General features: G+C 42.2%; 20 protein-coding genes and 1 tRNA gene. 9 read left to right on the top strand and 12 right to left on the bottom strand.

Features of this window, described 5'->3' with window-relative positions; all coding sequences use genetic code 11:
- Positions 1-160 precede the first annotated feature (160 nt).
- Both rng and cysE read left to right on the top strand, forming a co-directional pair.
- The gene (rng, locus tag H3U82_RS00520) at positions 161-1657 is read left to right on the top strand and encodes a ribonuclease G (RefSeq protein WP_198208721.1); all 1497 of its coding nucleotides are present in this window, start codon (positions 161-163) and stop codon (positions 1655-1657) included.
- A 30-nt stretch (positions 1658-1687) separates the two neighbouring features.
- Positions 1688-2482 carry a serine O-acetyltransferase gene (gene cysE, locus H3U82_RS00515; protein WP_037393049.1) on the top strand — a complete coding sequence of 265 codons (795 nt, stop codon included), beginning with the start codon at positions 1688-1690 and terminating at the stop codon, positions 2480-2482.
- 229 nt (positions 2483-2711) lie between these two features.
- Here the strand turns inward: cysE and H3U82_RS00510 are convergent.
- Positions 2712-2788, bottom strand: a tRNA-Met gene (locus tag H3U82_RS00510).
- A 262-nt stretch (positions 2789-3050) separates the two neighbouring features.
- Here H3U82_RS00510 and ychF point away from each other — a divergent pair.
- From ychF to argG, 3 genes are all read left to right on the top strand, one after another.
- A complete protein-coding gene (gene ychF, locus H3U82_RS00505; RefSeq protein WP_198208720.1) occupies positions 3051-4142 on the top strand; it encodes a redox-regulated ATPase YchF in 1092 nt (363 codons plus the stop codon).
- Between the two features lie 452 nt (positions 4143-4594).
- Entirely contained in the window at positions 4595-5860 is a 1266-nt protein-coding gene (gene tyrS / locus H3U82_RS00500; RefSeq protein WP_198208719.1) for a tyrosine--tRNA ligase, read from the top strand.
- Between the two features lie 40 nt (positions 5861-5900).
- A complete protein-coding gene (gene argG, locus H3U82_RS00495) occupies positions 5901-7253 on the top strand; it encodes an argininosuccinate synthase (RefSeq protein WP_198208718.1) in 1353 nt (450 codons plus the stop codon).
- Between the two features lie 426 nt (positions 7254-7679).
- Here the strand turns inward: argG and H3U82_RS00490 are convergent, their stop codons facing one another.
- Positions 7680-8861: a hypothetical protein gene (locus tag H3U82_RS00490; protein WP_198208717.1), complete on the bottom strand. Its 1182-nt coding sequence runs from the start codon at positions 8859-8861 to the stop codon at positions 7680-7682.
- Positions 8862-9346: 485 nt separating this feature from the next.
- On the opposite strand from H3U82_RS00490, the gene H3U82_RS00485 reads away from it, so the two are divergent.
- The gene (locus tag H3U82_RS00485; RefSeq protein WP_110414563.1) at positions 9347-10024 is read left to right on the top strand and encodes a phytanoyl-CoA dioxygenase family protein; all 678 of its coding nucleotides are present in this window, start codon (positions 9347-9349) and stop codon (positions 10022-10024) included.
- Between the two features lie 200 nt (positions 10025-10224).
- On the opposite strand, the gene H3U82_RS00480 is transcribed toward H3U82_RS00485, so the two are convergent.
- Positions 10225-11022, bottom strand: a complete 798-nt coding sequence (locus H3U82_RS00480; RefSeq protein ID WP_037393062.1) for a hypothetical protein — start codon at positions 11020-11022, stop codon at positions 10225-10227.
- Positions 11023-11429: 407 nt separating this feature from the next.
- Entirely contained in the window at positions 11430-12158 is a 729-nt protein-coding gene (locus tag H3U82_RS00475) for an OmpA family protein (RefSeq protein ID WP_025331335.1), read from the bottom strand.
- Positions 12159-12624: 466 nt separating this feature from the next.
- Here H3U82_RS00475 and H3U82_RS00470 point away from each other — a divergent pair, with 466 nt between their 5' ends.
- A complete protein-coding gene (locus H3U82_RS00470) occupies positions 12625-13575 on the top strand; it encodes a CysB family HTH-type transcriptional regulator (protein WP_174830612.1) in 951 nt (316 codons plus the stop codon).
- Positions 13576-13652: 77 nt separating this feature from the next.
- Here the strand turns inward: H3U82_RS00470 and fabG are convergent, their stop codons facing one another.
- The 8 genes from fabG to H3U82_RS00430 all read right to left on the bottom strand — a co-directional run bounded on the left by fabG (position 13653) and on the right by H3U82_RS00430 (position 19755).
- The gene (gene fabG / locus H3U82_RS00465; protein WP_041879020.1) at positions 13653-14396 is read right to left on the bottom strand and encodes a 3-oxoacyl-ACP reductase FabG; all 744 of its coding nucleotides are present in this window, start codon (positions 14394-14396) and stop codon (positions 13653-13655) included.
- A gap of 11 nt (positions 14397-14407) precedes the next feature.
- Positions 14408-15352, bottom strand: coding sequence for an ACP S-malonyltransferase (gene fabD, locus H3U82_RS00460; RefSeq protein ID WP_198207055.1), 945 nt, complete (start codon positions 15350-15352; stop codon positions 14408-14410).
- A gap of 38 nt (positions 15353-15390) precedes the next feature.
- Positions 15391-16254 (bottom strand): hypothetical protein, encoded by an 864-nt coding sequence (locus H3U82_RS00455; protein WP_037393068.1) that lies wholly within the window; start codon positions 16252-16254, stop codon positions 15391-15393.
- A gap of 24 nt (positions 16255-16278) precedes the next feature.
- Complete coding sequence (locus H3U82_RS00450; RefSeq protein ID WP_198208716.1) at positions 16279-17241, bottom strand: beta-ketoacyl-ACP synthase III; 963 nt, start codon at positions 17239-17241, stop codon at positions 16279-16281.
- 78 nt (positions 17242-17319) lie between these two features.
- Complete coding sequence (gene plsX, locus H3U82_RS00445; protein ID WP_084586180.1) at positions 17320-18339, bottom strand: phosphate acyltransferase PlsX; 1020 nt, start codon at positions 18337-18339, stop codon at positions 17320-17322.
- 9 nt (positions 18340-18348) lie between these two features.
- Entirely contained in the window at positions 18349-18876 is a 528-nt protein-coding gene (locus tag H3U82_RS00440; RefSeq protein ID WP_025331342.1) for a phosphoribosyltransferase, read from the bottom strand.
- Positions 18877-19039: 163 nt separating this feature from the next.
- Entirely contained in the window at positions 19040-19219 is a 180-nt protein-coding gene (gene rpmF / locus H3U82_RS00435) for a 50S ribosomal protein L32 (protein ID WP_025331343.1), read from the bottom strand.
- Positions 19220-19251: 32 nt separating this feature from the next.
- Positions 19252-19755 (bottom strand): DUF177 domain-containing protein, encoded by a 504-nt coding sequence (locus H3U82_RS00430; protein ID WP_025331344.1) that lies wholly within the window; start codon positions 19753-19755, stop codon positions 19252-19254.
- Positions 19756-19806: 51 nt separating this feature from the next.
- On the opposite strand from H3U82_RS00430, the gene H3U82_RS00425 reads away from it, so the two are divergent.
- Both H3U82_RS00425 and H3U82_RS00420 read left to right on the top strand, forming a co-directional pair.
- Positions 19807-20397: a nucleoside triphosphate pyrophosphatase gene (locus H3U82_RS00425; RefSeq protein ID WP_198208715.1), complete on the top strand. Its 591-nt coding sequence runs from the start codon at positions 19807-19809 to the stop codon at positions 20395-20397.
- A complete protein-coding gene (locus H3U82_RS00420) occupies positions 20394-21107 on the top strand; it encodes an SAM-dependent methyltransferase (protein WP_198208714.1) in 714 nt (237 codons plus the stop codon). Before H3U82_RS00425 ends, H3U82_RS00420 begins: the two co-directional genes overlap by 4 nt.
- Positions 21108-21138 lie beyond the last annotated feature (31 nt).

The raw sequence follows: 21138 nt of genomic DNA, 5'->3' as shown, positions 1-21138 counted from the left end.
ACTTTGCCAGACAACTGTATGCAACTGCGTTTGGCAGGAAACTCTTGGCTGCGCTATGATGTCAATCGCACTATACAAACAGACCAGATTACTTTGTACAGTTTTTATCTGTACAGATGGAGACTGCACAAAGTGATTTGATTAAATTGAAAGCTCCATCATGCATAACAGCGACATATCGCTGCCGAAGGATATTCAGCGGCCAGCTGAAACGGTACTGGTAAATATTACTCCGCAAGAAACCAGAGTAGCCGTAATGGAAGAAAATACGTTGTGTGAAATTCATATTGAACGTAATTGCGGCCATGGTCTGGTAGGCAATATTTATCTGGGTGTGGTGCGTCGTGTATTACCCGGGATGCAAAGCGCCTTTATTGATATCGGACTGGAACGTGCCGCTTTTCTGCATATTGTTGATGTACTCGAGCAGCGTCAGCAACCAGAACAGATTCAGCGTATTGAACACACGCTGCATGAAGGACAATCAATTGTTGTACAGGTCATCAAAGACCCGATTAATACTAAAGGCGCACGTCTGTCTACGCAGATATCACTGGCAGGCCGTTTTCTCGTATATCTGCCTCAGGATGAGCATATCGGCATCTCACAGCGTATTGAAGACGAAGAGGAACGCAACCAGTTACGTGAACGGCTGGAAAATCTGTTACCAAAGGATGCTGCCCATGGCTATATTATCCGTACCAGTGCCGAAAATGCGACTGATGCAGAATTACAGGCTGATATCAATTATCTGACCAAGCGATGGCAGCATATTCAGCAACTATCCAAAACCTGCCCGCCTGAAACATTACTGTATCAGGATTTACCTCTGAGTTTACGTGTATTGCGTGATATGTACAGTGACAATATCAATCACATTATTGTGGATTCAACCAGCCATTATCAACGCATGCACGAATTTGCCACAAATTACTCTCAGGGTGCGCTGGATAAATTGCAATTATTTCAGGATGATTGTCCGTTATTTGAAAAATACAATATCGAAGCCAAAATTAACCGCTCTCTGCAACCACGGGTGAATCTGGATTTTGGCGGCTATATTATTATTGAGCCGACAGAAGCTATGACCACTATTGATGTAAATACCGGTGGTTTTGTCGGTGCACGCAATTTTGAAGAAACTATCTTTAAAACCAATCTGGAAGCCTGCCATGTGATTGCACGTGAACTGCGTTTACGCAATCTGGGGGGGATTATCATTATTGATTTTATCGATATGACCAACGAAACACACCAGCAGGAAATTCTGACCGAGCTGGCACAAGCGCTGGCCTACGACCGTACCCGCGTTACACTTAACGGTTTTACCAGTTTAGGTCTGGTAGAGCTAACACGCAAACGTACCCGGGAAAATCTGACCCAGATACTGTGTGAACCCTGCCCTGTCTGTCAGGGGCGCGGTCGCATCAAAACAGCACAAACTATGTGCTATGAAATTTTGCGTGAAATAGTGTGCGAATCACGTCGTCCTGATCTTAAGCAATTGCGTATACTGGCCTCTCCCAGCGTCATAGATTTGTTTCTGGATGAAGAAGCCGATGCTTTGAAAATGCTAAGTGATTTTATTGGCAAGCCGATTGCTCTGGCAGTAGAAACCACTTACACTCAGGAACAATATGATATTGTGATTCAATAAATTTAATCCTGCAAACGAGAAATTAAACATATGAATTTACCTGATGCTGCTCAGGCTGAAAACCTGTGGCAAACCATTCGTCATGAAACTGAAATAGCAGCCAGCAATGAACCTATACTGGCCAGCTTTCTGCACTTGAGCGTATTGCGTCATAAAAATTTTGCCCGCATGCTGGCCTTCCACCTATCTACCAAAATGTCCAGTGCTGTAATGGATGCGCGGGCATTATTCGAGATTTATCTGGAGGCCTTACATCAGGATACTTCTATTATTCATGCAGCTCTGGCAGATATTGTTGCCTATTATGAACGTGATCCTGCCTGTGAAACCTATAGTTTACCATTATTGTATTACAAAGGTTTTCACGCCATACAGACCCATCGCATTAACCACTGGCTCTGGCAACAGAATCGCCATACTCTAGCCTATTTTTTACAAAATCGTGCTTCAGAAGTTTTAGGAGTTGATATCCATCCTGCTGCTTCAATGGGCTATGGAATTATGATTGACCACGGTACGGGTGTAGTTATTGGCGAAACAGCGGTGCTGGGTAATAATATTTCACTGTTACACGGTGTTACTCTGGGTGGGTCCGGTAAACAGAGCGGTGACAGGCATCCGAAAATCAGTGACGGTGTCATGATCGGAGCCAATGCCTCTGTACTAGGCAATATTCGTGTACATACCTGCGCCAAAGTAGGTGCCGGCAGTGTCGTAGTTAATGATGTTCCGGAATATTCAACAGTAGTAGGTGTACCTGCGCGCGTTATCAGTAAAACAGATAATCATGAAAGTCCTGCTCAGGAAATGGATCAAAGAATTTAATCCGGATAACCAAAGCCTGCAATAGTTAATATTAACCGAAAAATTCAATATAAATCCATATTTAAGATGACAGGCAGCTAAATAAACAACTGCCTGTATTTTACAGTTGACTAATAAATCCGGAAAATATTTGCGCAGAAAACTGTCAGGACAATCAAATTATATGCTATACGCATAAAATTACATAGATAATAAAAAACGCAAACTCAACTAGAGCTTGCGATTTATTTGGTGGCGAATCAGGGATTCGAACCCCGGACACAAGGATTATGATTCCTCTGCTCTAACCGACTGAGCTAATTCGCCGTATCTCATTTCAAGAGAGACGCAATTATACGATATTTTTCTGCTTATGCAAGCACTCAAAAAGAAAAATTTTTTATTTTATTGTTTTTATAAATCATTTTATATAACTTCAATCCATATGATATTTATCTGCCGTTTAAAGAGCGATAAATGCGTATTTAAAGGAGAATAACACAGTGTTTTACCGGTTTGGCACAGGTTTCTGCATGCTTTATGATACAATTCAGCCATTTTTAAATATCGCCTGTTTTCAAGGAATATCATGAGTTTGAAATGTGGCATTGTGGGTTTACCCAATGTAGGTAAATCTACCCTGTTTAACGCCCTTACCCAGTCTGGTATTGAAGCTGCCAATTATCCTTTCTGTACTATTGAGCCTAATGTCGGTATTGTTGAAGTGCCGGATGATCGCATGGAAGAGCTGGCTAAAATCGTTAATCCCAAACGAACCCAGCCGGCCATCGTTGAATTTGTCGATATTGCCGGGCTGGTAGCCGGAGCCAGTAAAGGCGAAGGTCTGGGTAATCAGTTTCTCGCCAATATCCGTGAAACTGATGCCATTGTAAACGTTGTGCGCTGCTTTGATGATGATAACATTGTGCATGTTTCCGGAAAGGTAGATCCGATTTCGGATATTGAAGTCATTGGTACCGAGCTGGCACTTGCAGATTTGGCCAGTGTAGAAAAAACTATCATACGCGAAAGCAAGAAAGCCAAATCCGGTGATAAAGAAGCACAAAAACTGGTGGCTATTCTGGAACGCTTACAACAACATTTGCTTGAAGGTAAACCCGTACGTTCAGCGGGACTCGATCAGGATGAGCTAACACTGATTAAACCTTTATGTCTGCTTACTGTAAAACCGGCAATGTACGTAGCCAACGTAGCTGAAGACGGCTTTGATAACAACCCGCATCTGGAACGCCTACAACAACTGGCGGCACAGGAAAATGCACCTGTTGTTGCACTATGTGCAGCAATGGAAAGCGAAATTGCCGATCTGGATGAGGCTGATAAAGCCGAATTTCTGCAAGAAATGGGTTTAAAAGAACCGGGTCTGAATCGACTGATTCGCGCCGGCTACGACTTACTCGGTTTGCAAACCTATTTTACTGCCGGCGTTCAGGAAGTCAGAGCATGGACCATCCATAAAGGCGATACTGCCCCTCAGGCTGCCGGTGTTATTCATACCGATTTTGAACGTGGTTTTATCCGTGCTCAGGTTATTGCTTACGAAGATTTCATTGCCTGCGGAGGTGAAGTCAAAGCTAAAGAAGCCGGTAAAATGCGTGCTGAAGGCAAGGAATACATTGTAAATGATGGCGATGTGATTCATTTCCTGTTTAACGTATAACCATTAATCTCAATAAACCAGCTACACTTCTGCTCGGAATGTGGCTGGTTTATGCATTCCGGTTAATAATAAATTTATTTTTTAGCCTGACATATCGAATCCTCTCGGTTCGGTTATCTAAACTATTTGCCGGCAAACAATAAATATCAGCATTGATTATTGGTTATCCATATGATTTACCTATAATAAATATCACCGTACCTATTTATAAACAGAAACTGATAAAGTATTTCCGGCTACTACCAAATTAATGAATTATCAATTTATTACAACCACAAATGCAGCAATAAACAAATCGTGTAAAATAATGCATCATTATTAGGCGGTAAAACAGACTAATCAGCCAAAACCAGCAAAAATATGATATTTGCTATTTTGTTTTTATGTGCAGTCTGAGCCAGACAAACTTTATTTTAGCCAATTTATTTAATTTGAAAGAACAAAATCCAACCATGACCAGCGTTGTTCACGACTTACAGCAACGAGGCCTGATAGCTCAAACCACTGATGCACAGGCCCTTGATACGTTATTAAACGAAAAGAAAATTACTCTGTACTGCGGTTTTGACCCGACAGCCGACAGTCTGCATATCGGTCACCTGTTACCTATTCTGGTTTTACGCCGCTTTCAACTGGCCGGACATACACCAATTGCGCTGGTAGGAGGTGCTACCGGTATGATTGGTGACCCGAGCTTCAAGGCACAGGAACGTTCACTCAACACTTTAGAAACCGTACAGGACTGGGTAGCCAAAATACGCGCGCAGCTACAACCTTTCCTTAGCTTCAGTGGTGACAATGCCGCCATTATGGCAAATAATTTTGACTGGTTCGGCAGCATGAATTGTCTGGATTTTCTGCGCGATATCGGCAAACATTTTTCTGTAAATGCCATGCTGAACAAAGAGTCAGTAAAACAGCGTCTAAGCCGTGATGATGTAGGTATTTCATTTACCGAATTTGCCTATGCTCTGCTTCAGGGTTACGATTTTGCTGAACTGTATCGCCGCCACGGAGCCGTATTGCAAATCGGCGGTTCGGATCAGTGGGGTAATATCACCGGAGGGATTGACCTCTCCCGCCGGCTGCATCAGGCTACCGTTTATGGTTTGACACTGCCACTGGTGACTAAAGCGGACGGAACTAAATTTGGTAAAACCGAAGGTGGTGCAGTCTGGCTGAGTGCAGAAAAAACCTCTCCTTACCAGTTCTATCAGTTCTGGTTAAAAGTTGCTGATGCGGATGTATATAAATTCCTCAAATATTTTACTTTCCTCAGTGTGACAGAGATAGAGGCCATTGAAGCCAGCGATCAGGCCAGTGGCAGTAAGCCACAGGCACAGCGCATTCTGGCAGAGGAAATGACCCGCCTGATTCATGGTGAAGAAGCTCTGGCTGCAGCACAGCGTATTTCTGCCAGCCTGTTTGCCGAAGATCAGAGTGCACTTACTGAAAGCGATTTTCAGCAATTATCTCTGGATGGCTTACCTGCATTTCCGGTTACTGAATCCATCAATATCGTGCAGGCCTTAACTACTGCGTCACTGGCCAAATCCAATAATGAAGCACGCGGCTTTATCAGTCAGGGAGCAGTCATGGTTAACGGGCAAAAAATTGACAGTGCTGATTACGTATTCAGCAGCGATGACAAACGTTTCGGACACTATACTATTTTGCGGCGTGGTAAACGCAACCATGCACTACTGGTATGGCAATAAATTTTCATATTTTGCAAATACATAACTCAAGGGAGTTAATATGAGTAACCACAGCACTATTCTGCAACACCTGCCCGTTGGCGAAAAAGTCGGCATTGCTTTTTCCGGCGGACTGGATACCTCTACAGCATTACTCTGGATGAAACTGAAGGGCGCTTTACCTTATGCCTATACAGCTAATCTGGGACAGCCTGATGAAGATGATTATGATGCTATTCCGCAAAAAGCACTCGAATACGGAGCTCAAAAAGCCCGTCTGATTGATTGTCGCACACAGCTGGCGCATGAAGGTATTGCTGCAATACAAAGCGGAGCATTCCATGTACATACGGGTGGTATGCCTTATTTTAATACTACTCCGCTGGGAAGGGCTGTTACCGGCACAATGCTGGTAGCCGCAATGAAAGAAGATGATGTACATATATGGGGTGATGGCTCCACCTATAAAGGCAATGATATTGAACGCTTCTATCGCTATGGGCTGTTAACTAATCCAGCTTTACGCATCTACAAGCCATGGCTGGATCAACAATTTATTGATGAGCTGGGCGGGCGGCATGAAATGTCTGAATTTCTGATTGCTCAGGGTTTTGACTATAAAATGTCTGTTGAAAAAGCCTACTCAACCGACTCCAATATGCTCGGTGCTACCCATGAAGCTAAAGATCTGGAAATGCTCAATAGCAGCATGAAAATCGTACAGCCGATTATGGGCGTGGCTTTCTGGAATGAACAGGTAAACATTCCGGCTGAAGAAGTAAGTGTGCGGTTTGCAGAAGGTGTACCGGTAGCTTTAAATGGTGTTGAATACCATGATCCGGTAGAGCTGATTCTGGAAGCCAACCGTATTGGCGGCCGGCATGGTCTTGGCATGACAGATCAGATTGAAAATCGTATTATTGAGGCTAAATCACGCGGTATTTATGAAGCACCGGCAATGGCATTGCTGCATATTGCCTATGAACGCCTGCTTACCGGCATCCATAACGAGGATACGATTGAACAGTACCGTATTAATGGTCTGCGTCTGGGCAGACTGCTGTATCAGGGACGCTGGTTTGATTCACAGGCGCTTATGCTGCGTGAAACTGCGCAACGCTGGGTAGCCAAAGCTATTACCGGTGAAGTTACGCTGGAATTACGCCGCGGTAATGATTACTCTATTCTCAATACCGAATCATCCAATCTTACTTATCAGCCGGAGCGGTTAAGCATGGAAAAAGTAGATAATGCTGCCTTTTCCCCTGCTGACCGTATCGGCCAGCTTACCATGCGTAATCTGGATATTATCGATACCCGCAACAAATTGGGTATATATACTCAGAGCGGGCTATTATCAGTAAGTCAGGATGCACTGCTACCTCAGTTAACTGATAAAAAAGATATCTTATAAAAATCTATCATTTCTAGAACCGGATAATACTAATTTATTATCCGGTTTTTTATTTACTCACATAATAAATTGCAACAATAAATAATACGATTTAATTATTTATCAAAGAACAAACCGTATCTATAATAGCCCCGGCTGTACCAGAATCAGTATATGCTAAATGATTAGCAGGTAGTAAAATCCATGCTTCTTCAATATTATCTCCCTCTCTGAGATACCGCGATCTGTGTTCCTTACTGTTAATTTCTTTTTTACTATAGCTTGTTCCGCTAATTCCTACTTGTCGCGAAACAGCTTCAACCAACCCATCAGGCTTTTTATATTGTTATAAGAAAGAATATTTGTTAATTTATCCTTTTATTGGAATGAGAAGAAATATAGAATTTTTCAAAGATAACTAATAGAAAAATAAAACTATTGATATCTTTATTTTTCTACCCAACTTAAATATTGTGACCAGCCCGGATCAAATTCGCACTCAATTTTAACTGAAAGGGTTTTATACTGGTCTGCCAGACGTTGTGCCAATGCGATAGCTGATTGTTTATCCTGCACATGCCATAACATGGTTCTTACGCCCTGATAAAATGTATTTTGACAATGAATGCCCTGTTTATTAAATCGTAGAGCTGGATTAATAGTATCTTCTAGTTCATAAACCAGAGATAAATTTTCCTTACTATCCACATCGGCTGTTATAGTTAGAGCATAGCAATAATTGAAATCACCTACCAATACATCAGCTGTCTCATTTCTTTGCACAAGTCTTTTATTATCAGGATCATTTTGATCAATGATTTCAAATACATTCCATCTATCCTCTTTATCAGAAAGAGGAAAAATACCTGTATGCTTTAATTTATCTTGCCATAACTGATCAAACACCGTTACAAATTCAATAAGAGGTACTGCGGTTGCCTCTTTGGGAATTTCTAAAAAGTTGACACACCCGATTTTAATAGAAAAATCATATTCTCCTAATGCATGATCAAGCAAGATAAATGCAGTAGACTGGGCGATTTGCTTCTTCTCTTCAGGAATAGTTTTACCAAACGCAATTTCCAAAGAGATTTTGCGATATTCTTTATGATGATAAATCAATAAATCAGCCGGGCTCAATGAAAGAGAATGATCATGATGCGTTATAGAGAATGCATCCAGATTTTCAATCCGCGTCCTAAATGCTTCTATTTCAAAAAAATTCAGATCCGGTGCATTTTTAACGATTCGTATAACCAGCTCAAACTGCTCAATTCGGCCTCCAGCCGTAAAAATTATTTTATGATTTTTTTTATCTCCTCGTGTAAGCTCAGCAATAACATTTAATTGATTATCTATTAAAAGATTATTGAGATTTTCCATGATAGAGATTGGCTCTAGCGTATTAAATGTCTGCTCAGATGCTTTTACCTGTGTCCAGAATGTTTGAATAGCGAGAGATATCTTATCTTGAGCGATTGGTTTATCTTGTACTGATTGAATATCAGAATTTGATTTTTTTCTCCAGAATTTTTTAAAAAACATAAAGCTTCCCCTTAATTGATTAAAACCATACCAAATAAGTGCCTGAGTATAAGTTAAAAATTGGTCATATTTTTCTTTTATCATAATTTTTATGATATACATCAGGTTATAAATAAATTTTCATTTATACAATATCTTAATGATGAATGATAGTTTATAACATCTATAAATCATATACTTAACTGAATTCAATTCACAAACGAGCAAAAAATACAGATAAATTCAAGTTTTGTAGCCATATGAAGACATAAACACATATTTTGACAGGCTTAGCACTACCAATCTTTGACATGACAGCATAAAAACTTGATATAGTGTCTAGGGCTATTTTATGAGATACAGAAATTAATCAATTTAATTTTATTAAGAAAAAAAATTGACTAATGTAAGGAGTATATATTCTGCTTACCTTGAAAAACTATAGTATAGATAAATATTACAAATAAATCATTTTAAATAAATAATGGAAAATATCAATATATTATCCTATAAATAGGATCTACCTAATCCTAATAAAATTAGAAGATATTAATATTAATTCAGATAAACAGATACAAACGGAAAATATAATGAAGATATATGATTGTTTTGAACAGAATGGTTATGCTGTTATTAATGATTTAATTACTCCTCAGCAACTAACAGATATAGAACAACAATTAGAACAGATTAATTTAACTACTGCCGGCAGTCGTGAGCTTCTGACACAACCATGGTGTCAGATACTTGCTAACAATTTGAAAAATAATACTCAGCTTACTTCCTTGCTCCCAATAAACCCGGTGGCAATCCAATGCACATTATTCAAAAAATCAGCCGATAAAAACTGGCTGGTACCTTTACATCAGGATTTAAGCATAGCAGTCAGACATCAGTTTTCTGATACTCAGTTTACCGGCTGGTCACATAAACAAAATATGTTATTTGTACAACCACCGGCACAATATATGCAGCAACTGGTAGCTGTGAGGCTACACATAGATGATTGCCAGCACGAGCATGGTCCGCTTAAAGTAGTTGCCGGTACTCATCAGTATGGAAGAATCAATGAATCAACGCTACCACAGCTTCGAGACCAAAAAGGCGAGCAAGAATGCACCCTGTCTAAAGGAGGAGCTGTTATCATGCGACCACTTATTGTGCATTCTTCGTCAAAAGCTATTCAGACTAATGGCAGACGTGTACTACACTTTTTATATGCGCCCGGAGATTTGGCTGAAATTATTCCTTTTCAATTCTGTATTTGATTCTCTCAACACAACTACTCAGGATTCAGATATAACTCATTTAAAACGAATACTATTAATTTTTATAATAAATTTAATCTATTGAAAGCAAAAAATACATATTTATTATTCATTAAATCAAATACGTTTAATTACTTCACTTATTTGATAAATAATTTGATTATATCCTCCATCAGGCAGATATCTGGAGTTTATCAATATTAAATATCTGCCAGGGAACAATTGCGCTGCCATAAAGAGGTTTTACAGCGTAAATGACCAATATACTGTAATGGATATACTGGTACAACTGAAGGGATATCACCGGCACGCATATGCAATAAATCCCCGGGAGCAACCCATTCAGCCGGCGTTTTGGTTAAAGGCAATCCTGCATAATTATAGGCAGCGACAACCAGTTGCGAACAAAAGTAACGGTCTGAAGAAAAAGGCGTTACCTGTACTACAGCCATAGTATTCAGGCACAAATGGCGAAAAGCTCGCGGAATAACTGGCAATTCACACACTTTACGGGTAACTGTATAAGGTGTCTGCTTGATAATCCCCATATAATTATATTTCCCGCCAGCCTCTGCTCTGGCAAATTCACGGATTTTTTCAGCCTGTAAATCATTCAGCTGCGGATGGCGATAAACGGCCAGTAACGGACTTTCATCAACGCTTTCAGCCAGAGACATAATATGCACACCACCACCCACGGCTTCTGCTATTTCTCCATCTCCCAAATACAGAAATGCATGGCTAACCGAAGTATTACCAAACAAGCGCAAAACACGGGAATTGAGACTTGAGTCGGCAGAAAATAAAATATCACCGCTTTGTAAATCCATCGGCTGAACCAATACTACTCCTGTCTGTGGCGCAGTATTTTGTCGCTGAAATTTTACTGATACATGTTTTTTTTCACCCGAAACATTAGGAACTCGCTGAAACTGTGCGGTACAGGCAAAAAGTAAATTACAGCATAAAATTAAAAACAGGAATTTAAAAAATTTCATAGATGAAATGATTTTATATTTTACTGAATACTTATCATTAAATAGATTTAATGTTTACTTAGTTATAAATGAATATGCCATTTTTATTTATATATTATTTGCATATTCAAAAAACCGTTACTAATAGGAATAATGAACAAATAATTCATATCAATCATATTTTATTTTTACCAACATGCATATTAACACTTTATTAATAATTATTCACTTATATGAGAATATTTTAAAGTAATACAATTCTGATGATTTTAAATTGATACCAGCTCATCCAACCTATTATTGTCAAATAAAACTATCAATTTTCTATACAAAGGATAATACAGATATTCTGATTTCTTTAAAATTTTTATTGGCATAAAAAAACCCTGCTTTAAGCAGGGTTTTCATCAATATAAAATTAGAAAAAATTATCTAACTTTTTTAGCTACCTGAGTGCGGATTTTCACATCTACACGGCGATCAGGTGCAATACATTCGATTAAAGCAGTACGTTTCTTAGCAGCTGAAACTTTCTTACCTAATTTAGCAACTTCACGCTGACAAGTTTCAGTCATGCGGGCTTCAGATTTACCCAAGCCGACTGCTGAAATTTTCCCAGCAGGAACGCCTTTAGAAACCAGATACTGAGCAACAGTATTAGCACGACGATCAGACAAAGTCTGATTATAAGCATCTGAACCTTTAAAGTCGGTATGACCTTCAACACGTACAACCTGTACGCTGCTGTCTGCCAGACGGGTAGCCAACTGATCCAGAGTATCGATCGCTTCAGGACGCAGGGTAAATTTATCAAAGCCAAACAGGAAGTTAGCAGACAAAGATACTGTTTCATCAACAAATTTAGGTGCTTCTGGAGCAGCCTGTGCAATTGGGTGACCACAATTGTTACCCAGAGTTGGTTCTTGATCGTTGTTGAAACGGTTTTTCACACATTCAGGTGTACCATCGGCACCATTTTCGCGGGTGACGATAATTTCGCCAGTTCCTTTTTCAGGAGCAGAACTGGTAGTATAGCCATTGTAAGCACCAGCAGGTTCACCGGTCCAGTCGGCACCCGGTACAACACCATTGGCAAAAGCGGCAGTTGAAGCAGCCATAGCAACGATCAATGCGCTCAATTTTAGCTGTTTGGTCATGTTATTCCCTCATCAAAAAATTTGTTATGTGCTGATTCAGCCTGAAATTCGTCTGATCAATACACAAATACCATTTACAGGCCGCTCAAACCGGGCGGGTAGCTTGGTAAATCAAGTCTATACTATAAAAAACCGCAGCATAAACTGTCAATATGCAAACTACCAAGGCGAAGCTGCTAGACGACCCGCTTCCTAACTGTGCATCATGCCTAAAAAATAGCTTTGTGTCACTTATTTACAACTAAATTCACGCGTTTACCCTAATTAAGTTGCATGAAAACAACAAGCAAGCTTCTATTATCTTAAGGGTCTGCTACAGGTGGATTAACGTGTAAAAATGTTAAGCTTAGAGTGTAAGTGTTCCATGTCAGAATGGGTAAATTGAGTTATGATGCAGATAAAGAAGCTTTTTTGTTGTATTTGAGCGACAGTTAAAAACTCCAAACCTAAAAGGGGCTGAAATACTATGAAGCTGCAACAGTTACGTTATGCAGTTGAAGTTTATCGTCAGAATCTGAATGTTTCAGAAGCAGCGGAAGTACTGTTTACTTCTCAGCCTGGTATTTCCAAGCAAATACGCATGCTGGAAGAAGAACTAGGCGTACGATTATTTGTTCGTCATGGAAAACGCATGGTTGCAGTGACAGCTCCGGGCAAAATTGTTCTGGAAACTGCCGAGCGGATTTTACGTGAAGTACAGAATATTAAAAGTATTGGTACAGAATTTGCCGACCAGAATATTGGATCCCTGACCATTGCCACCACACATACATTGGCCCGATATGCTCTGCCAAAAATTATCTCAGCGTTTGTTGAATGTTATCCGCAGGTACAGCTGAGCATCCATACAGCCAGCCCTAAAGCCATTAGTCATATGGTGCTGGAGGGAGAAGTAGATTTTGCCATTGGTATGGAAATGGAAAGTGAGCATCCTGAATTACGCAAATTGAGCTGTAAAGCCTGGAATCGCAGTATCGTAGTTCCTAATAATCATCCTCTGCTTGATTTAAAACGGCCATTACGGCTCGAAGACATAACAGCTTATCCGCTCATCACTTATGATATTGCTTTCGCTGAACAATCTAAAATCGCCCGTGCTTTTACTCAGGAAGGCTATCAGTTACCCAGAGTTAAACTGGCTTCAGCCGATACGGATGTCATTAAAACTTATGTTGCTCAGGGGCTGGGTATCGGATTGCTAGCCACCATGGCTTTTGACAGTAAACAAGATGAAGGTTTACAGCAGATTAGTGCAGAACATCTGTTTGAACCTTCCTTTATCCAGATAATACTCAGACAGGATGTTTATCTGCGTGGTTTTGGCTATGAGTTTCTGGCCTTATTCGCTCCTGGGTTAACACGGTCGCGGATTGAATCTGCCCTGTATTCTTCTTACGAAGAAGATTTTTCAATTTAATAGTATTTATCCCTGATACAAAACAAAGCCATTTTTATCAGATGATAAAAATGGCTTTGTAAATACTTTAACTAATATTAGGGCATCAGCATTCCGCCGTTCACATGCAGCGTTTGTCCGGTAATGTAACGAGCTTCTTCACTGGCCAGAAACAAAACTGCGGCGGCCACATCTTCTACAGTTCCAAAATGATTCAATGCCGTTTGCCCAGCAAAAAAATCACGCTGCTCTTGCGGTAAAACTTTTGTCATATCGGTTTCGATAAAACCAGGAGCTACACAATTTACGGTAATCCCGCGCGAGCCCACTTCACGCGCCATTGATTTACTGAATCCGACTAACCCGGCCTTGGCAGCAGCATAATTAGCCTGACCGGCATTACCGATAAAACCGACTACAGAAGTTATATTGATAATCCGGCCCCAGCGTGCTTTCATCATACTGCGGGTGACTGCTTTGCTGGCACGGAAAGCAGATTTCAGATTAATTTGCATGATTTCATCCCATTCTGATTCTTTCATGCGCATCAGCAAATTATCACGGGTAATACCGGCATTATTAACCAGAATGGCAATATTACCGATATTACTTTCAATGTCGGCAATCAGATTTTCAATACTGTTTTCTTCAGCGATACGTAATTCCCGACCTTCTCCGCCAAAATCAGCCAGTGCTTCATTGATGCTAGTCACACCTGCAGCAGAAGTGGCTGTACCAATTACTTTAGCACCTTTTTCTGCCAGAAAACGGGCAATAGCGGCGCCAATTCCACGGGTAGCACCAGTTACCAGCGCAATTTTACCTGTTAAATCCTGATTCATAACTTATTCCTTTAGCTATCAACATGTGCAGCAATAAAACTTTCTATGCTTTGCACACTGGTTAATGCAACGCAACTGGCGCTCTTATCAATCCGTTTAGCCAGTCCGGCCAGCACTTTACCCGGACCGCATTCAGCAAATTCTGTTATTCCGTCAGCTACCAGTTTGCTTACTGTTTCAGTCCAGCGCACAGGTGAATATAACTGCTGTACCAGAGCCTGTTTAATTGTTTCCGGTTCTGAATGCACCGCAACATCAACATTATGTAATACCGGAATTTGTGGTTTTGAAATATTAATTTGCTCCATGGCCGCAGCCAGTTTGGTTGCAGCTGGTTTCATCAGACAGCAGTGTGAAGGCACGGATACAGGTAACGGCAGTGCACGCTTGGCACCGGCCGCTTTAGCCAGCTCACAGGCACGATTAATGGCAACAGCAGTCCCGGCAATCACTACCTGACCGGGTGAGTTGTAATTTACGGCTTCGGCCACTGTACCGGATAATTCATTTTGTGCCTGTAAACATACCTGACGCACGATATCATCATCCAGTCCCAGTATTGCGGCCATGGCACCCTCTCCGGCCGGTACAGCCTCCTGCATTAATTGTGCACGCAGACGAACCAGTTTCACAGCATCATGAAATGCCAGGCTACCGGCAGCGACCAGCGCAGTGTATTCTCCTAAACTGTGTCCGGCCAGCATCACAGGTAATTGACCATGCAATTGCTGATATACACGCCATGTGGCAATACCGGCAGTCAGCATCAGGGGCTGAGTATTAACGGTTTCGTTCAGGGCTGCGCTGTCTTCCCCGTTCATCAATGTCCATAAATCCTGATTAAGTGCTTCTGATGCCTGTTCAAATGTTTCTTTAACAACTGGCATATCATTAAAGCCGGACATCATATTGAGACTTTGTGACCCCTGTCCGGGAAAGAAAAAAGCAATACTCATGATCTTCCTTGAATTGAATAAAACTAATGTCCGGACAATTATTGTGCCGGAGGCTGATTGGTCTGTAATGGCTGTTCGTGGTGCAGAAACATTTTGGCACCTGCCGGGGCACCTATTGCGTAAGCAAGATTAGCTTCCAGTGACTGGGCAAAAGGCCCCTGATAGATTTTGTTACCCATATGGGTCAGGTTAGAGCGTGCATCAACATAAATCTTACCGCCTAACTGATTCCATAAGCGGCAAAAACTAAAATCTTCAGATAAATAACGCTTCGTCACCGGATCAACAAGACAATCGTAAAAGCGATAGTGATATCCCCTATCAGTAACACCGATAGAATCAGGCTGATATTGCAACTCAGGATAAGCTTCCATCAGCCGGATAAATACTTCCCGCTTGATAACCATAAATCCGGTCGGTGCCTCTGGCAGCTCAATAAAGCCTTCATCATCTACCTGTACATGCACCTCATGATTAGTATCTGCCTTACTGATATTGATGGTATAGCGAGTATAAGCGGCATTAAACTGCTGCCGGGTCATATGCTCAGGAATACCTTCTTCCGGCCATGACTCACGCTTGAGCGGATAAACACCTGCAACAATATCGCGATCTGCCAGCAGCAGACGCTGAAAAGCTTCCGGTGAAAAACCGATATCAGTATCAATCCAGCATAAGTGCGTCCATTCCGGATGCGACAGAAATTCTGCGACACAGTTATTCCGTGCACGGGTAATCAGACTTTCACCCTGATGCATAAATACCTGTATCGGAAAACCTGCACTGGTATGCGCAGCAACTAAAGCCAGCAATGACTGTACATAATTACCAAAATACCGCCCGTCATGACTGGGCGACATAACAACCGGATACATATTGGCTAACGCAGATTGAGATAGCATAATCCGATCCTGATAGGAACAATATTAATATTTTAAGGTAACCGCACCCCAGGCAAAGCCACCTCCGATACCTTCAAGCAACAAGGTCTGGCCGCGCTTAATCCGACCGGATTTAATTCCTTCATCCAGTGCCAGCGGAATAGAGGCAGCAGAAGTATTGCCCTGCTCAGCAAGGGTAACAATAACTTTATTCATTGATACACCAAGATGACGTGCAGTAGATTCGATAATGCGCAGATTGGCCTGATGCGGAATAATCCAGTCTATATTAGACGGCTGTAAACCGGATTGATCAATGACTTCTTTTGCAATATTGGCCAGCGCTTTTACTGCAAATTTATAGACAGCCTGCCCGTCCATATACAGATAGGGTGAACCTTCAATTTTGCCTGCTGCAATTTTTCCCGGTGTTTGCAGAATATGACTGTAATTACCATCAGCCTGTAATTTGGTATGGATGATACCGCCTTCCTGTTCGGAAGCACCAAGAATAACTGCACCAGCACCATCACCAAACAACACACAGGTACGCCGGTCATTCCAGTCAAGCAGACGACTGAACGTTTCCGCGCCGATAACCAGTGCCTTACTGGCCATGCCACTTTTAATATAAGCATTGGCAGTAGCCATTGCATACATAAAACCGGCACAGACTGCCTGAACATCAAATGCCGGACAGCCGGAAATACCCAGCTTATTCTGCACAATGCAGGCAGTAGCAGGAAATGTCATATCCGCAGTTGAGGTAGCCACAATAATGAGATCAATTTCATTGGCATCAATGCCTGCATCGGCCAGCGCAATCTGTGCTGCAGAAACAGCCATATCACTGGTCTGTTCATTTTCTGCAGCAATATGACGCGCTTTGATACCGGTACGCGTTGCAATCCACTCATCCGAGGTATCAACAAATTTGCTCAGGTCATCATTAGTCAGGCGGCGTGCAGGCAGGTAACTGCCTGTACCCAGAATATGGGCATTCAGCATGGCATTGTCTTTAATTTACGGCAAAGGGCATATTTTAAACAAAGTCATTTGACTTGTCTGCCTTTGCAACAAGGTGATTTATTCTTCCATAACAGCCAGCTGACGTGCAACACCGGCCTGGATTTTAGTGATTGAATCTGCCTTAATGGCTTTATAAGCTTCCTGCAGGGCAAAACAGAAACCTGTAGCATCCGTACCGCCATGGCTTTTAATTACGACACCACGTAATCCCAGAAAAATGGCGCCATTAAAACGCCGCGGATCAAGACGCCGCTTAAACCCTTTTAATGTTGGTAATGCAATTAATGCGGCCAGTTTATTAAACCAGCTGCGGGTAAACTCTTCTTTAACAACTGAACCGGCAAATTTCACCGCTCCTTCAATACTTTTGAGCATTGCATTACCGGTAAAACCATCAACTACCAGCACATCAACTTCAGCTGTAAAAATAGAATTACCTTCAACATTGCCGACAAAATTCAGATCACTGCGTCGTAAAAGCTGATGAGTTTCTTTAGCAGCTGCGTTACCCTTGATGTCTTCAGTACCGACATTGAGTAAACCTACTCTTGGCTGCGTATTTTCAGGAAACAGTGCCGCCACCTGCTGGCTACCAACAATAGCAAACTGCAAAAGCTGGGTGCTGCTGCAATCGACGTTGGCACCCAGATCCAGCACCAGTGTCATATGATTATTGCGGCCGGGCAGGAATTTAGCAATTGCCGGACGATCAACACCGTCAATAGTTTTCAATACAAAGCGGGCAGTTGCCATCAGTGCACCGGTATTGCCGGCTGATACAGCTGCCTGTGCCTGGCCATCTTTAATCTGGTTGATGGCCACACGCATCGAAGAATCTTTTTTATTCTTGAGCGCAGAAGTCGGTTCTTCATCCATGCCTACCACTTCACTGGCCGGACAAATGGTAATCCGCTCCATGGAAGCATTAGCTTTATTTAATGCATTTCTGATTTTGGCTTCATCACCAACCAGAATCAGTGCAGCGTCAGTTTGCTGCTGTAAAAATGTCAGCGCCCCCGGAATGGTTATATCCAGACCGAAATCGCCGCCCATGGCATCTACAGCAATGGTTTTCAGGGTCATAGATCATGCCTCTGATGTAGCTTGGGCTGCAACATGCTCATAGTGCTCATCAATATCAAGCGCATCCCAAGGATAGTTAATCCACCAGTCATCAACCTGTATTGCACTATAAAAAGGTAAATCTGCCGGCAATACCCCTTTTTTGGGTTTGCGCTTTTCATGCAGTACTGCTACCCCAAGATGCTGGAATCCTTCATGCTGTAATTCGCGAATACAGTATTCGAGCGTAGCCCGGCTGTCATCCACTTCATCAACAATCAGTAGTTTTTTGTTTTTTAATTTTTCGTCAAAACCATTGGTCCACTGTATTTTCTGCGGCTGGTCAGTCGGGCAGTCGTTAACGTCATAATAAGACAAAGTAACAGTATATACAGGAATATTCAAAAAACTACGCAATATACGTGCCGGAATAAATCCACCACCACCGATAGCGATCATTGCATCAAATGAATGCTCTGATTTCTGAATTTTTTCTGCCAGCTGTTTAATGGCACGATGTATGTCTTCGTAGTTATACCAGATTTTTTTCATGGGAAACCCGAGTCAGTGTAAAGCAGGCCATTGAGGCTGCCGGGAAAGTGGAAGCAGTTTATTTTAGCAGGATAATTACCCTGCTAATATTGGATACAAAAAAGCCAGTGATTGCAGATGCAATGTCTGGCTTTCATACGTATTGAATAATCAAAGGTGTGAATTATTCACCTTTGGCTTTGACTACTTTACGTCCGCGGTACATACCGTTTGGAGAGATGTGGTGACGCAAATGTACTTCACCGGTAGTGGTATCAGTAGAAACCTGTACAGCGGTCAGACCATCGTGTGAACGGTGCATACCACGTTTTGAAGGTGATTTTTTGTTTTGTTGAACTGCCATGTTAAAGCTCCTGGGTAATGTAAGTTAATTCGTTAGTGGCCGCTTTTCAGTCCTGCCAGTCTGGCAAAAGGATTACCTGAGTCTTGATTGGTTTGGGTTGCCAGAGTGTGATCACAGTCTTCATGTCGCGGTGCAACCGGAATGGCCATTAAAATCTGGTCTTCGAGCAGTGCAGCAAGATTATATTCTGCACTCCATACCGCGCCTTCAAGTGTTTCATCAGCGGCCATGGCCTCGTCCAGCAACTGTTCGCTGGTAAACAGCACCACATGCGACTGGTCATTCAGCGCCCAGGAAACAGCCTGTAAACAGCGCTGACACACCAGTTCCAGCTGACCTTCCACACTGATGTCGAGAAAAGGACGCTGCCAGCGGTCAATACCACCACAAACCTGATACTGGATAATGCCTTCGCGTTGCGCTAAAAGTTCATGCGACCAAACCCGCCGGTCAAGTGCCTGAAGCTGCAATTGACCGCTGCGTTGCTGCTGTTCACGTGTGAACGTGGCCGTATCAATCAAAATAGGGTCTAACATAAACGGCGGATGATATAATTTAAACTTTATAATGTCAATGAGTTCGCACTTATGCCAAGAGAGAAAAAGTTGATTCTGGCTTCCAGCTCCCGTTTTCGCCAGCAACAACTTCAGCAGTTAAACATCCCTTTTGAAGCAGTTAAACCTGATTTTGATGAAACGCCACTCTCTGCTGAAACCGCACCACAAACAGCGTTGCGTCTGGCCAGCGGCAAAGCATACTCTCTAGCCAGTCTTTATCCGGATGCTCTGATTATCGGTTGCGATCAGGTTGCGCTATGTCGCGGGCAGCAACTGGGCAAACCATTAACCGTAACAAAAGCACAACAGATGTTACACTATCTGAGTGGTCAGCAAGTGATATTTTACAGTGCACTTACGGTACTGAACGCTGCTGAAAACCGCCTGCATCAGCATATTGATGAAACACGCGTCATGATGCGCTCGCTGACTGATGCGCAGATTAAGCATTATCTGAGTCGTGAACCGGATGCTGTACATTGTGCCGGCGCGGCAAAAAGTGAAGGATTGGGCGCTTTACTAATTAAACGCATCGAAAGCACCGATCCGAATGCACTGATTGGTTTACCGGTTTTTCGTCTGGTGGATTTTTTGCTGGCAGAAGGAATGAATATTTTATGAGCAGTTCTATACTCTATCTTATCCCGACACCACTGGGAAATGCAGATACACCCTGTCTGCTTGCGCATGAACAAAAATGCATTGTTAACCTGACCGACTTTGTTGTTGAAGCAGAAAAAACAGCACGGGCTCATTTAAAAGCCTTTGGTGTGCAAACACCGATTCGTGAGCTGAATCTGCGCACTTTGAATGAACACACTCCTGAGCAGGATATTGCTAAGTTATTGCAACCTTTGCAAGCCGGTCGCAACATGGGATTACTTAGTGAAGCCGGCTGTCCGGCTGTCGCAGACCCGGGAGCCCAGCTGGTGGCACTGGCACATCAGGCCGGGTTCACTGTCATGCCACTCGTGGGACCGTCCAGTATCATGCTGGCTCTGATGGCTTCTGGAGCCAACGGACAGTGTTTTGCTTTCAAAGGTTATCTGCCTGCTGAAAAAAACGCACGTATTGAATGTTTGCATACTCTGGAAAAGCGCTCACGACAGGAAAATGAAACCCAGCTTTTTATTGAAACGCCTTACCGTAATGATGCTTTACTGGCTGACGCTATTGCGACTTTACATCCTGAAACCCGTTTGTGTATTGCCGCAGATTTAACTATGCCGACCCAGACTATTATCAGCCAGAATATTGCAGCATGGCGAAAAATGCCGGCATTGCCACCGCTGAAAAAAAGACCATGTCTGTTTGTGATTTATGCCGGATAATTGTAACTGATGTTTTTTGAAATTAATTTGC

This window comes from Snodgrassella sp. W8132 (assembly GCF_016100865.1).
GTDB lineage: Bacteria > Pseudomonadota > Gammaproteobacteria > Burkholderiales > Neisseriaceae > Snodgrassella > Snodgrassella alvi.
Note: the sequence above shows the minus strand (reverse complement) of the source record. Positions and strands in the feature narration are given on the sequence as shown.